Source organism: Sphingomonas sp. Marseille-Q8236 (assembly GCF_965112005.1).
In genome coordinates this window covers 128,311-140,371 of sequence record NZ_CBCOPO010000003.1, presented here as the reverse complement: position 1 = coordinate 140,371, position 12,061 = coordinate 128,311, and the positions used below count along the sequence as shown (strand labels likewise).

At 64.5% G+C, this 12,061-nt stretch carries 11 protein-coding genes; 4 read left to right on the top strand and 7 right to left on the bottom strand.

Annotation, left to right across the window (positions count from 1 at the left end; translation table 11 throughout):
* The first annotated feature begins 21 nt into the window (after positions 1 to 21).
* Positions 22 to 417, top strand: coding sequence for an arsenic resistance N-acetyltransferase ArsN2 (gene arsN2 / locus ACWPWT_RS19680; protein WP_454281082.1), 396 nt, complete (start codon positions 22 to 24; stop codon positions 415 to 417).
* Positions 417 to 1,157, top strand: a complete 741-nt coding sequence (gene arsH / locus ACWPWT_RS19675; RefSeq protein WP_114688970.1) for an arsenical resistance protein ArsH — start codon at positions 417 to 419, stop codon at positions 1,155 to 1,157. Before arsN2 ends, arsH begins: the two co-directional genes overlap by 1 nt.
* Positions 1,158 to 1,160: 3 nt before the next feature.
* Here the strand turns inward: arsH and ACWPWT_RS19670 are convergent, their stop codons facing one another.
* Positions 1,161 to 1,568 (bottom strand): MerR family DNA-binding protein, encoded by a 408-nt coding sequence (locus ACWPWT_RS19670; RefSeq protein WP_114688971.1) that lies wholly within the window; start codon positions 1,566 to 1,568, stop codon positions 1,161 to 1,163.
* 63 nt (positions 1,569 to 1,631) lie between these two features.
* Here ACWPWT_RS19670 and ACWPWT_RS19665 point away from each other — a divergent pair, with 63 nt between their 5' ends.
* On the top strand, positions 1,632 to 2,399 hold the full coding sequence (locus tag ACWPWT_RS19665) for a MauE/DoxX family redox-associated membrane protein (protein WP_114688972.1): 768 nt from the start codon (positions 1,632 to 1,634) through the stop codon (positions 2,397 to 2,399).
* Positions 2,400 to 2,456: 57 nt separating this feature from the next.
* On the opposite strand, the gene ACWPWT_RS19660 is transcribed toward ACWPWT_RS19665, so the two are convergent.
* The 5 genes from ACWPWT_RS19660 to ACWPWT_RS19640 all read right to left on the bottom strand — a co-directional run bounded on the left by ACWPWT_RS19660 (position 2,457) and on the right by ACWPWT_RS19640 (position 9,873).
* Positions 2,457 to 2,783 carry a copper-binding protein gene (locus tag ACWPWT_RS19660; protein WP_114688973.1) on the bottom strand — a complete coding sequence of 109 codons (327 nt, stop codon included), beginning with the start codon at positions 2,781 to 2,783 and terminating at the stop codon, positions 2,457 to 2,459.
* Positions 2,780 to 5,920 carry an efflux RND transporter permease subunit gene (locus tag ACWPWT_RS19655; protein WP_454281057.1) on the bottom strand — a complete coding sequence of 1,047 codons (3,141 nt, stop codon included), beginning with the start codon at positions 5,918 to 5,920 and terminating at the stop codon, positions 2,780 to 2,782. Before ACWPWT_RS19655 ends, ACWPWT_RS19660 begins: the two co-directional genes overlap by 4 nt.
* Entirely contained in the window at positions 5,917 to 7,386 is a 1,470-nt protein-coding gene (locus tag ACWPWT_RS19650) for an efflux RND transporter periplasmic adaptor subunit (protein WP_114688975.1), read from the bottom strand. The genes ACWPWT_RS19655 and ACWPWT_RS19650 overlap by 4 nt, the downstream gene beginning before the upstream one ends.
* Positions 7,383 to 8,597 (bottom strand): TolC family protein, encoded by a 1,215-nt coding sequence (locus ACWPWT_RS19645; protein WP_454281081.1) that lies wholly within the window; start codon positions 8,595 to 8,597, stop codon positions 7,383 to 7,385. Before ACWPWT_RS19645 ends, ACWPWT_RS19650 begins: the two co-directional genes overlap by 4 nt.
* Before the next feature lie 835 nt (positions 8,598 to 9,432).
* Complete coding sequence (locus tag ACWPWT_RS19640) at positions 9,433 to 9,873, bottom strand: DUF411 domain-containing protein (RefSeq protein WP_114688978.1); 441 nt, start codon at positions 9,871 to 9,873, stop codon at positions 9,433 to 9,435.
* Positions 9,874 to 10,147: 274 nt separating this feature from the next.
* On the opposite strand from ACWPWT_RS19640, the gene ACWPWT_RS19635 reads away from it, so the two are divergent.
* Positions 10,148 to 10,522, top strand: coding sequence for a DUF305 domain-containing protein (locus tag ACWPWT_RS19635; RefSeq protein WP_454281056.1), 375 nt, complete (start codon positions 10,148 to 10,150; stop codon positions 10,520 to 10,522).
* A gap of 102 nt (positions 10,523 to 10,624) precedes the next feature.
* Here the strand turns inward: ACWPWT_RS19635 and ACWPWT_RS19630 are convergent, their stop codons facing one another.
* A complete protein-coding gene (locus ACWPWT_RS19630; RefSeq protein ID WP_454281055.1) occupies positions 10,625 to 12,010 on the bottom strand; it encodes a calcium-binding protein in 1,386 nt (461 codons plus the stop codon).
* Positions 12,011 to 12,061 lie beyond the last annotated feature (51 nt).

The following is a 12,061-nucleotide window of genomic DNA, read 5'->3' as shown; positions in this document are numbered from 1 at the left end:
ACACGTCTCGAAGCGAGCGAGCTGGCAGGACTGGCGTCGTTCCTTGAGGATGCAAACCTGCCGAGCGCCGATCTCACGGAGCCTGCTCGTGTCTTCTTCCGGTTCGATGCGGATACCCTGGTCGGCTATGGGGGTTTGGAAGGTGAGGGCGCCGATCGTCTACTTCGCTCCATCGTAGTCCTGGCGGATCGCCGGGGCGCCGGCATCGGCCGCGCACTGATCGCGGCTCTTGAACAGGAAGCGCGTGAGTTGGGCGTACAGCGGCTCCACCTGCTGACAACGACCGCGGCCCCGTTCTTTAGCACGATTGGTTATGCGCCTTCCGATAGGCACGCGGCGCCCCCGGCGATCGCCGCCTCGCGCGAGTTCACCTCGCTCTGCCCCGCTTCGGCGGCCTATCTCGTGAAAGCCCTTTAATGCCGCTTCGCACACTCGCCGATCCCGACATCCTGCCAGCGCTAGATCCAGCCTATATTCGCTCGCGTCCTGCCGAAGGCCTGGGGCCGACCGAGCCGCCCCCGCGCATTCTGCTGCTCTATGGCAGCTTGCGCGAGCGCTCGTTCTCACGCCTTGCAACCGAGGAAGCGGCACGCCTGCTGCGCCTATTCGGCGCTGAGACGCGCATCTTCGACCCTTCTACTCTGCCGCTCCCCGATCAGATCGCGGGGGACGATCATCCGGCCGTCCACGAATTGCGCGAGCTCTCTATGTGGTCGGAGGGCCAGGTCTGGTGCAGCCCGGAACGACACGGCCAAATCACCGGCATCATGAAGGCGCAGATCGATCATCTTCCGCTCGAGATGAAGGGAATGCGCCCGACGCAGGGGCGCACGCTAGCGGTGATGCAGGTGTCGGGCGGATCGCAATCGTTCAACGCGGTCAACACGCTCCGCCTGCTCGGCCGCTGGATGCGGATGTTCACCATCCCCAACCAATCCTCGGTTGCGATGGCCTACAAGGAGTTCGACGAAGCAGGACGCATGAAGCCGTCGAGCTATTACGACCGCATCGTGGACGTGATGGAGGAGCTGGTGCGTTTCACCGTCCTCTTGCGCCCCCACGCAGCGCAGCTCGTCGACCGCTACTCGGAGCGCAAGCAGGCAGGGATCCCCGTGGATCCGCAGACTGATCTCTCCAGCATCGCCATCGCGCGCTGACCCTCAAGAACGATCGAACGCCGTAAGGATCGGACACGGCCCGACTGAGCCGCTTCCGCACTCGCGCGCGAGTTCGCGAAGTGACGCGCGCGCTCGCTCAAGCTCCTCGATCCGGACGTCGAGAGCGGCGATTTGCGCTCGCGCCAGCTCCCGCGCCCGCGCACGATCGTCAGTGGCGTCGAGGGCCAGCAATTCGCTGATCTGCTCCAGCGTGAACCCGGCTGCCTGCGCCGATCGGATGAACCGTAGGCGGCGCACGTCATCAACCCCGTAACGCCGGATACCCCCGGCCAAGCCAGAGCCCCCGCGCCGATCCGGCGTGTCGAGCAAGCCTCGGCGCTGGTAGTAGCGCACGGTCTCAACACCGACGTCCCCCTCACGCGCGAGACCCGCAATTGTCAGCGATGACATGCCTTGACTCCGTACCATAGTACGGAACCTATATAGGCTCCGCGAACAGGACGGAGAAGTGAGATGGCGACCGCGGCGCCCAAGAAAGCGACGATCTACCGGATGGTGATGCCGGCACACACCTGCCCTTATGGCGTAAAGGCAAAGGACCTGCTGCGCCGCCAAGGTTACGAGGTCGAGGATCACTGGCTGCGCACTCGCGAGGAAACCGACGCGTTCAAGGCAGAGCACGGCGTGAAGACCACACCGCAGACCTTCATCGGGGGCGAGCGGGTAGGGGGCTATGACGATCTGCGTCGCTTCTTCGGCAAGGCGGTGCGAGATCCTAAGGCCGTCACCTATCGGCCGGTGATCGCGGTGTTCGCCATGACGGCGCTGATGGCGCTCGCCGCCAGCTATGCCGTGCTCGGCACGCCGTTCACCGTTCGCACCGGCGAGTGGTTCATTGCCTTCTCGATGTGCGTACTCGCCATGCTCAAGCTCCAGAATGTGGAGAGCTTCTCGAGCATGTTCCTCAACTACGACCTGCTCGCCAAGCGCTGGGTGCCTTATTCCTATGTCTACCCCTACGCGGAAGGTGCGGCGGGCGTGCTCATGGCGGCGGGCGTGCTGACCTGGCTCTCGGTCCCGATCGCACTGGTCATCGGAACGATCGGCGCCGTGTCCGTCATCAAGGCGGTGTATGTCGACAAGCGCGAACTCAAGTGCGCCTGCGTCGGCGGGGACAGCAACGTACCTCTCGGCTTTCTTTCACTGACCGAGAACGTGATGATGGTCGCGATGGCGCTGTGGATGGTGGCAGCCCCGGCCGTTCTTTCGATGCCGTACTGAGCTTCCCGACGGCTGCCGCTCAAGGCAGCCGTCGGGAAACCTGCAATCCATCCCGCATCACTGCGGCGTGATCGCTATCACCTCAGCGTTCATGCCCTGTGCCTTTGCTGTGAAGCCGACCCGCTGCCCTGCCCGCAGGTTCTTGAGCAGCGCAGGCGGCGAGGCACGAAAGGTCATCGTCATTGCGGGCCAACCGATTGCGCCGATCGGGCCGTGCTTGATGGTCACGGTGCCACCGCGAGGGTCGAGAGCCGTGATCGTACCGACGCCTTTGCCGACCTTCGCGGCCGAAGCCGGGGGCGATGCTGGAGCGGCCATAGCGTTCGCAGTGAGGGGGGTGAGGAGCAGGACGAGACCGGCCCGAAGCGTAGACGGCATTTTCATGATGCACTCCTTTTAGCGCTGGTGAGACCTCGTTGCCGCAACAGCATGTAGGCGGCAGGCAAGATGAACATGGAGAGGAGGGGAGCAGTCAGCATTCCGCCGATCATTGGCGCCGCAATACGGCTCATGACTTCGGAGCCGGCACCGTGCCCGACGAGGACGGGAAGCAGGCCCGCGATGATGACCGCCACCGTCATCGCCTTGGGACGAACCCGCAACAGCGCCCCCTCCCGAATGGCTTCGACCACCTGTTCCCGAGAAGGCGTCGGCCCGCGCTCGGCGAGGGCGTGCTTCAGATAGATCAGCATCACGACGCCGAACTCTGCGGAAACACCCGCCAGGGCGATAAACCCCACTCCAGTCGCAACTGACTGCGCATAGCCGAGCAGCCAAAGGATCCAGATCCCGCCTGTCAGGGCGAAGGGCAGGGTGCCCATGACGAGCGCCGCTTCGTCGAGCCGTCCGAACGTCATATAGAGCAGCAGGAAGATGATCGCGAGCGTCGCCGGAACGACCAGCATCAGCCGGCTTTCGGCACGTTGGAGATACTCGAACTGCCCCGAATAGGCGATCGATACGCCGGGGCTGAGCCGCACCCCTTTCACCACGGCGCGCTGCAAATCGGCAACGGTGGAGGCCAGGTCACGGCCGCGGACGTCGACGTAGACCCATGTCGATGGTCGACCGTTCTCGGTCTTGAGCATCGGCGGCCCTTCGGCAACCGACACTGTAGCGACGGTGCCGAGCGTGATCTGCTGACCCGTGGCGGTGACGATGGGGAGGGTGCGCAGTCCCTCAAGGCTGTCGCGCAACTCGCGCGGGTAGCGGACGCTGATCGGATAGCGCGCCAGACCCTCGACGGTTTCCCCGATTGTTTCCCCGCCGATCGCACCTGAGACGATCTCCTGCACATCGGCGATGTTGAGGCCGTACCGGGCGGCGCTCGCGCGATCGATATCCACGTCGACATAGCGCCCCCCGGTCAATCGTTCCGCCAAGGCTGAACTGACGCCCGGGACGGTCTTGGCGATCCGCTCGACGTTGGCCGCAATCCGGTCCAGCTCGGCGAGATCGGCGCCCGACACCTTCACGCCGATCGGGCTTTTGATGCCGGTCGCGAGCATGTCGATCCGGTTGCGGATGGGCGGCACCCAGACGTTGGTGAGGCCGGGTACGCGTACCGTCCGGTCCAGCTCCTCTACGAGCTTCGCCGGGGTCATTCCTGCCCGCCATTGGCTACGTGGCTTGAACTGGATGGTCGTCTCGAACATCTCCAACGGCGCCGGGTCTGTCGCGGTCTCGGCGCGTCCGGCCTTTCCGAAGACGGTTGCGACCTCCGGCACCGTTTTGATGAGCCGGTCGGTTCTCTGCAGCAGCTCGGAAGCGCTCGCGGCTGAGAGGCCGGGCAACGCCGATGGCATATAAAGCAGGTCGCCTTCATCCATCGAGGGGATGAACTCGCCCCCGAGACGGGAAAGGGGCCACGCTGTCGTCGCCAGCACTGCGGCGGCAATCGCGATCGTCACCCAAGGGCGCGCCATCACCCGATCCAGGGCGGGGCGGTAAAGGCGGGTCAGGCCCCGATTGATGACGTTGTCTTGCTCGGCGGGAATGCGCCCCCGGATGAGCCAGCCCATCAACACCGGGACGAGCGTGACCGACAGGATGGCGGCCGCCGCCATCGCATAGCTCTTGGTGAAGGCGAGTGGGGCGAACAGCCGTCCCTCCTGTGCCTCTAAGGTGAAGACTGGCACGAACGAGAGCGTGATGATGACCAGGCTGAAGAACAGCGCAGGACCGACTTCCGCAGCCGCTTCGGTGATGACCCGCCACCGCTCCTCGCCGGCGAGCGTTCGGTCGGGGTTCTCATGCTCCCAATGCTCGATCCGCTTATGCGCGTTCTCGATCATGACAATGGCCGCATCCACCATCGCGCCGATCGCGATGGCGATGCCGCCCAGCGACATGATGTTGGCGTTGACCCCCTGAACCCGCATGACGAGCAACGCGGCGAGCACCCCCAGCGGCAAGGTCACGATCGCGACCAGGGCCGATCGCACGTGCCACAGGAACAGCCCGCAAACGAGGGCGACGACAACGAACTCCTCGACGAGCTTGCCGGACAGGTTCTCCACCGCGCGATCGATCAGTTGCGACCGGTCGTAGGTGGTGACGATCTGCACGCCGGGAGGGAGGCTCTGCCTCAACTCCGCGAGCTTCGTCCTGACCGCCTCGATCGTCTCGCGGGCGTTCTTGTCCTGACGCAAGACGACTACGCCTCCTGCGACCTCGCCCTCGCCATCGAGCTCGGCGATCCCGCGGCGCATCTCGGGGCCGACCTGGACCGTGGCGACGTCGCCCAACGTGACGGGCACGCCAGCTCCGGCAACCTTGAGGGGTATCGCGCGAAAATCGTCGGGCGTGCGGAGATAGCCCGATGCGCGGACCATATACTCGGCCCCACCCATCTCGAGCACCGAACCACCAGCTTCCTGGTTGGCGCGTCGTATGGCTTCTACCGTCTGCGCGTGAGTGATGCCGAGCGCGGCAAGCCGGGTCGGATCGAGAAGGACCTGATACTCCTTCACCATGCCCCCGATGCTCGCCACTTCAGCGACGCCGGGGAGCGTCTTCAGTTCGTAGCGCAGAAACCAGTCCTGCAGCGACCGGAGCTGAGACAGATCGTGACGGCCGCTGCGATCCACCAGCGCATATTCGTAGATCCAGCCAACCCCGGTAGCGTCCGGACCAAGCGCGGCTTGTGCCCCTTGTGGCAGCCGGCCTTGGACCTGGCTCAGATATTCGAGCACGCGGGAGCGCGCCCAATACAGGTCGGTGCCCTCGTCGAAGATCACATAGACGTAGCTGTCGCCGAAGAAGGAGTAGCCCCGCACGGTCTTGGTCCCAGGCACGGACAGCATGGTGGTCGTCAGCGGGTAGGTGACTTGGTTCTCGACGATCTGCGGCGCCTGACCCGGCCAGCTCGTCCGGATGATGACCTGTGTGTCCGACAGATCGGGCAAGGCGTCGACGGGCGTTGCCCGCATTGCGACGACACCGGCGATCGCGAGCGCGATGACAGCCAGCACGACAAGGAAGCGGTTGGCAACTGACCAACGGATGATCGCCGCGATCATCGGCTACCCTCCTGCACAATACGGCGAAGCGTCGGCCCTTCCGAGGGCTGATCGAAGCCGAACCGGACGCGGTCTCCCTTCTTGTAGCCGCGCAGCAGGGCGGGATCGGCAACGCGGAAGGTCATCGTCATCGCCGGCCACCCGATCGCCGGCACCGGCTGATGCGACAAAGTGATCGAGCTGGCGTCCATTGCCTCGACCTGACCGACCGTCTCGTAAACTTGACCGGCAGGAGCTGATTGCGGTTTCGGCCGCGCTGTTGCGTCACCGCCAATCGGCCGCGCCTCGAGACCTGCAAGGCTGGCCTCGGAATCGATCAGGAATTGACCCGACGCGACCACCTTCTCGCCTTCGGCGAGCCCGGCGAGGATTTCGGTTTTCCCGCCGCCCTCGGCGCCGGTTCGCACCTCGGCGGGTCGGAACCGCCCGCCGGAGTTGGCGAGCATGACGAGGGTTCTGCGACCTGTGCGGATCACGGCTTCGCTCGGCACCAGCAGCCTGTCGCGTGCTCCCTGGCCCAACCTCACGCTGGCGAACATGCCGGGCCGGAGCCTGCCCCCCTTGTTGGCAAGCTCGATGCGAACAGTGAGCGTTCGGGTTTCGGTCTGCGCCTGGGGGAGAATTGCGGCGATGCGGCCCGCGAAGGTTTCGCCTGGAAAAGCCACAAGCGTGGCGGCCACTGGCGTGCCGACCCGCACGCCGCCCATGGTCGCTTCCGGCACGGCCGCATTGAGCCAAACCGTCCCGAGCCCATTCACCTCGGCGAGAGTCTGCCCCATGGTCAAGGTCATCCCCTCCCGCACATTCAGCGTCTTGATGACCCCGCCGATCGGCGTGCGGATCGTCGTGCGCCCGCCCGACGCGCCGGTCATGCCGAGGAGCGCCATGCGCTGGCGCGCAGCGCGCGCCAGCGCAGCATCGCCCGTGCGACGGACGGCCTCGTATTCGGCACGGGCACCTGCCCACTCGGGGACAAGCAGATCCGCCAGAGGCGCCCCAGCGGGGACCACGTCACCGGGAGCACGCGCATAGACGCGCTGAACGAAGGCGGCGCTGCGCGACTGGATCACCGCCAGGTTGCGCTCATTGAAGTCGATGCTGCCGGTCACGGTTACGGCGTTGGTGAGCGTTCCGCGCTCGACAGGCACGATCCGAGCGCCAAGGCGCTGGACGCTGCCCGGGTCGATGGTCACGCCCGGCCCGACGTTCGCGCTGCCCCCCTCGTCGGCATAGCGGGGGATCAGCTTCATCCCCATCGACGACAGCCCCGGACCATCATGGTGCTCGGCCGGGATCATTGGATCGTACCAGTAGAGGATCTTGCGCTGATCGGTCTGGGTCTGCCCGGATGGCGCGCTGGCTGTATGTTCGAGCCGCGCGATGCCGAAGCCAATGCCGCCTGCCACAAGGGCGAGCGCAGCCGCGGCCGTTGCGAGGCGCGTGCGGCTGATCGTCGTGTCGCTCATCGATCCTCGCTCCCGAAAGCAATAGTGAGGCGGATGGCATCGGACGCGACCTCGGCTTCCCGATCGAGCACCGTCAGCTCGGCGTCCGCGAGCGATGCCTTGGCATCGACGACGTCGGTAAGGCTCGCCCGACCGGCCGAATAGCTGGCGGTCTCCAGCTCGGACCGTTCCCGCGCAAGCGGTAGAAGCACGCGTTGTGCCCGCTGCCACTGGCTATGATGCATCTGATGGTCCGCAAGAGCAGCTTCGAGGTCGGCCGCCAGCGTCCGTCGCGTTTCCTCGCGTTCCGCCTCGGCTTGCGCTCGGGCGGACTGACGCGCAGCGATGCGGGGATCTTGGCGCGAGCGCGCGAACAACGGCAGGCTCATTGTGACCCCGGCCGACATCATGTCCCCGTAGCGTGGGTCGCGGCGCTGATACGCCACTTCAAGGCCCCAGTCCGGACGCTTCTCGGCCCGCGCTGCATCCACGTCGGCTTCAGCCCGGCGGATGCCCGCATCGGCTGAAACGATGTCGGGATGCTGTTCAAGCGCCGCGCGCAGCCGTGCCGGCGCCAGATCGATGGCCGGCACGTCGCCAACCGTTTCCGGAGCCTGTACGCCGGTCCAGCGGGCCAGCATCGCGCGCGCGCGCGCAACCCCAGCCACCAGCTCGTCGCGCCGATCCTCCAAGCCGGCAATGGCTTGGTCGATGCCTAGACTCTGGGCTGGGCGCGCCGTCCCTGATGCCACGGCGGTTCGCGCGACCGCCGGCAGGGCACGGAGCGAATGAATGATGCCGTCGAGTGCGGTCAGCCGTCGCGCGGCATAGGCGAGATCAATCCACGCCTGACCCGCACCCAGCCGGATTTGGCGGACCTTGGTCGCCTGGGCAGCTTGCGCGGTCTCGACGGCTGCTCGCGCCTGCGCCTGTGCGGCGTGGCGCTTCGCGAGGTTGGGAAGGTCCTGCTGGAAGCCGACCCTCTTCATCGTCATGCTATCTCGCGAAAGCGAGAAGGCCGGTGGGCCCGAGACTGGATAATTCTCAACCCCGACCGACACACGCGGGTCTGGGAGGCTCCCGGCGGCACGAGCCTCGGCTTGGGCGGCGGTCACCCCCGCGCGCTCGGCGACCGCTCCGGGAGCATTAGCGGCCGCTTCACGTAAGGCTTGGTCATAGGTAAGTGTCTGTGCCTGCGCGGCGCTCGTCGATAGCGCGGCGGTAGCCAGCATCATGGATGCACGCATCGTTGCTCTTTCAATCGCGAATGGAAGATCCGAGACGGAGCACGGGAGCGCTCCGCCTCAGAACCGGATTGAGGGCGGGCTCAGCCGACCTTCTCATCCTTCATCGACATGCAGGCTTTGGGAGCGTGCTTCATCGTGGGGCATGCACACGCGGTTTCGGGTGCCGCGTCGGCAACCCATTCGCGTCGCTGACCCGGGGTTGAGCGTGGCCCGAACTGGGGTGCTGGGCGCCATTCCCAATGCCCCGTGACCCCCTGCGACGGCGTAGCAGCCGAAGCCGATGCCGACGATACAGCAACAACGGCGGACAAAGCCGCCACGAGTATCTTGTTCATAGCAAATTCCGTTCCGAGCTGAATATGTGACCGGGTTCTCGCCGCCCGGAGGCGGAAAGAGAGCGCTAGGTCGGGTTCGTCAGCTCAGACGGTGGGAGGCTCTGGCTCTGGCGGCACGTCCCGTCCGGTCAAGAACGTGACCGCCGCGGCATGGAGCGCGAGCGGGACAGTGGCAGGTGGCGTAACTAGCGGCAGCCGATCCTGCAACGTCATCGGGATGACACATCCCATCTGAGCGATACAGGCCAGCGTCAGCCCTTTGCAAGGCGCCTCATGCGACGCCTTCGGCATTTCCTGCGCCTCGGGGCAGCCTATGCCCGACGGCATGGTGTGGCTCGCTTCCATCATTGGCGCGAAGGCAGGGCCTCCGGCATACGCGGCCTGTTGGCCGAGAAAGCCAAAAAGCGCTCCTAAGAGGAGAAAGAGGGAGACGCGCCTCATCACAACCTTAGGAGCATCGGCCACGAACTTGGAGGTGTCAACGACTATCCGCCGTGGCGCGCGAAGACGCGCTTACCGCCGGGGCCGAATGCAACGACGTCATAGGGCTGCGCTTTCATGCCCGGCATCTTCATGCCCGGTGACCCCATCGGCATTCCGGCGACCGCAAGGCCGGTGACGCCCTTTGGATGCGTCGCCAGGGCGCGCTTCATGTCGGCGATCGGAACGTGACCCTCGAAGGCCATGCCGCCGATGATGGCCGTGTGGCACGATGCGAGGTCTGCAGGGACGCCCATCTTGCGCTGGAAAACATCGCGACGCGCATCATCGATGATCTGAACCTTCCGGCCGAACTGCTGGCGCACCTGCGCAGCCCACTTCTCGCAGCAACCGCACCCTGGGTCGCGGTGCATGGCAATATCGGCAGCGGATGCCATCGTCGGAGAGAGAACTGTTATGGCCATCAGGCCAGCCTTTTTAAGCATTAATCGACTTCCTCGTTAGCCAATTTACCGGCACAGCAGTTTATCTCAACAGCTCTGGGCACTATCGGACAGGAGAACAAGCCTGTGATTACTCCCAGTTGCTTGCAGATGCTCGCTTCGCCGGTCTGATTGGGCAATGACATTATAATACGCGGCTCCCGGGCGCATCCCTCACTGTTTCCCAATGTTTTTGCTTGGCGCGGGAATAGGAAACCGATCCCAGTTGGGCGGAGTTGTCCCAGCGCTACCAGCGCTACCAGCCGAAAGGACTATCATGAAACTCCCTCGCTTCACATTGGCCGCAACCGCAGCCGCGATCGCGCTGACGGGCGGCGTCGCAATCGCCCAACAGGGCGGCAGCATGCACTCCATGCCCGGCATGGACATGAGCCACATGCAGAACATGACTCCTACCCAGCGTGAGATGATGGGCGTCATGCAAAAAATGAATCAGGGAATGATGCAGGGCATGATGGACCCTGATCCCGGCCGGGCCTGGATGAAGAGCATGGCTGCGCACCACCAGGGCGCCATCGATATGTCCGAGCTGATTCAGCATCATACCAAGGATCCGAAGGTGCTTGCTGAGGCACGAAAGACCGCAGCAGAGAACCGTAAATCCCTCGCCGAACTCAGGGCGAAGATGTAAATCTGCCGTTCCGACCATCGGTAATGGCAAGTGGGGAGCTGGTAGTTGTCCGGCTCCCCACATTCCAAGGAAGCGGAACGGCATCCCGCCCCCTAACAACGTTTAGATGAAGAGCAGATCCGTGCCCGCGTACGTAATCGCAGGATTGTTCACAAACGCGCCCCCTTCGACGCTGCTGAACATGAAATCGTCCTGCGACATATCAGCCGCGTAAACGCCCTCGATCAGGACCGATCCCTTGCCTGTGTCGGTGGACCAGGACACCAGTACACCGTTGCTTTGATCCTGGACGCTTACCTGGTTCGGCAAAATGTCTTCGAACGCAATGTGATCGAACGCTCCCGGGCCGGCATCGAAACCGCCGAAGATCATGTCGTTGCCACTGTCAGGGCGCACAACGAAAGCATCCGCTCCGTCGCCGCCATTCAATCTATCGTTGCCGGTCCCGCCGTCGATCATGTCATGGCCGGCCCCCGCGTAGATCGTGTCGTTACCGGCTTCACCCATCAAGCCATCGGCCATGGCACCGCCATAAAGCTTGACGGCGCCATCGCCGCCCTTGAGCATATCGCCACCATCGCCGCCATCGAGCACGTCTCGCCCTGCGCCGCCCTCCAGGTGATCCTCACCGGCACCGCCGAATAGCTTGTCGTCCCCGGCAAGGCCGAAGAAGACGTCGCGGTCACCCGTGGCTTGGAAGGTGTCGGCCCGCGCGGAGCCGTATTTCACATCGAAGTCGTCAAAGCTGTATGCTGCGCTCGGGTCCGTGGCGCCGGTTGCTGCGGGTGCCGAGACGTCGCCGCCTTCCTCTTTGGCGAAGCTGGTGGCCTGCAACCGGTCCGCACTCGCGTCCGCGGGTTGGAGAAGGTAGCGATCGTCGGTGAACATGAAGTCGTTCTGGGCCAGCTCGCTCTTGGCCACGCCGACCAGCAGCACCGAACTCGCACCCTCATTCCAGCTCACACGGGTTCCGAAGGCGGTTTCCTCGAAGCGCAACTCCTCAGGCGAGATGTCGCGCAGCGCGAGGTGGTCGAACATACCGGGACCAGGCTTGAAGTCATAGATGATGTCGTTGCCGCTATCACGGTCGACAACGAAGGCGTCGGCGCCGCGGCCGCCCATCAGGATGTCGTCACCCTTGCCGCCTTCGATATCCCCATGGCCATCGCCTTCGCTGAGGAGGTCGCGCTCGTCCCCACCTCTGAGCGTGTCGTCCATTGCACCCCCGAGCAGCACATCGCTCCCCGCCCCCCCATCGAGATAGTTCATGCCGTTCCCGCCAAGCAGGAAATCGGCACCACGACCGCCCCAAAAGGCGTCATCGATCACACCGCCGGTGAGCACGTCGCTGCCGCCCCGACCGAAGGATATGTTCATTTTGCCGCTTTGCCCAAGTTCCACGTCGGAACCAGCGTCTCCGATAGTGAGGTGGTAATCATCGATCACCCGATCAACGCGCGAACCACCACGATCCTGCTTCCAAGTCATCGTCTGTCTCCCGTATTGGTGCGCCCACATCTTTCAAAGAAGCGCGATTCA

Excerpts from the sequence above, each read along its gene's own strand:
- ACWPWT_RS19665 (WP_114688972.1), top strand. The coding sequence starts at position 1,632 with ATGGCGACCGCGGCGCCCAAGAAAGCGACGATCTACCGGATGGTGATG.
- ACWPWT_RS19650 (WP_114688975.1), bottom strand. The coding sequence starts at position 7,386 with ATGAGCGACACGACGATCAGCCGCACGCGCCTCGCAACGGCCGCGGCT.
- ACWPWT_RS19640 (WP_114688978.1), bottom strand. The coding sequence starts at position 9,873 with ATGCTTAAAAAGGCTGGCCTGATGGCCATAACAGTTCTCTCTCCGACG.
- ACWPWT_RS19630 (WP_454281055.1), bottom strand. The coding sequence starts at position 12,010 with ATGACTTGGAAGCAGGATCGTGGTGGTTCGCGCGTTGATCGGGTGATC.
- ACWPWT_RS19655 (WP_454281057.1), bottom strand. The coding sequence starts at position 5,920 with ATGATCGCGGCGATCATCCGTTGGTCAGTTGCCAACCGCTTCCTTGTC.
- ACWPWT_RS19645 (WP_454281081.1), bottom strand. The coding sequence starts at position 8,597 with ATGCTGGCTACCGCCGCGCTATCGACGAGCGCCGCGCAGGCACAGACA.
- ACWPWT_RS19660 (WP_114688973.1), bottom strand. The coding sequence starts at position 2,783 with ATGAAAATGCCGTCTACGCTTCGGGCCGGTCTCGTCCTGCTCCTCACC.
- ACWPWT_RS19635 (WP_454281056.1), top strand. The coding sequence starts at position 10,148 with ATGAAACTCCCTCGCTTCACATTGGCCGCAACCGCAGCCGCGATCGCG.
- arsH (WP_114688970.1), top strand. The coding sequence starts at position 417 with ATGCCGCTTCGCACACTCGCCGATCCCGACATCCTGCCAGCGCTAGAT.
- ACWPWT_RS19670 (WP_114688971.1), bottom strand. The coding sequence starts at position 1,568 with ATGTCATCGCTGACAATTGCGGGTCTCGCGCGTGAGGGGGACGTCGGT.